General features: G+C 66.8%; 1 pseudogene. It reads right to left on the reverse strand.

The window, feature by feature from the left end:
* Positions 1 to 628: pseudogene (locus N799_RS14980) on the reverse strand (transposase); the annotation flags it as partial.
* Positions 629 to 690 lie beyond the last annotated feature (62 nt).

Genomic DNA, 690 nt, shown 5'->3' on the forward strand with positions numbered 1-690 from the left:
CGCACGCCCGGCGGCGTCAGCGCAGGCCGGCCGCGCTGACCACGCCGCTTCGGTCGCGGCCAGCCCTGCAGGCCATCGGCCGCCATCAGGCGCGCCACCCGGTTCAGGCTGGCTGACTCGCCTTGATCGACAAGGTCTTCGTGCATGCGACCCGCACCCAGCGTGCCCCGGCTGTCCTCGTGCAGCTCCCGGATCCGACCGAGCAAGCGCTGGTTGCCGAGCTCTCGGGCACTGGGAAGGCGTTTGCTCCAGTCGTAATAACCGCTGGCCGACACCCGCAGGCAGCGGCACATCAGCCGAACCGGAAACTCATCGCGGCAACGTTCGATCACCTGATACCTCAGGATGATCCCTTGGCAAAGAACGTCGCCGCTTCTCGCAAAAAATCGCGTTCCTTCTTCACCCGTGCCAGCTCGCGCTTGACGCGGGCCAGCTCCTCGTCCCGGGGCGTCCCGGTGCCCCCGAAGGCCACCTTGCCTTGGCTCTGGGCTTCCCGTTTCCAGCGGGTCAGCAGGGTGTCCCGGATCCCCAGCTCCCGCGCCACCTGGGCGCAGCTGACACCCGGTTGGCTGGCCTGCTCAACCGCACCGCGCTTGAACTCCGCGCTGAACTTCCTTCGCTTCGACATGAACACTCCTCATGGCCTCGATCGGCCTTCTCGTAAGTGTCCGTGAAAACGGGGGTGAACCC

The sequence above is a fragment of the Lysobacter arseniciresistens ZS79 genome (assembly GCF_000768335.1).
Taxonomy (GTDB): Bacteria; Pseudomonadota; Gammaproteobacteria; order Xanthomonadales; family Xanthomonadaceae; genus Novilysobacter; species Novilysobacter arseniciresistens.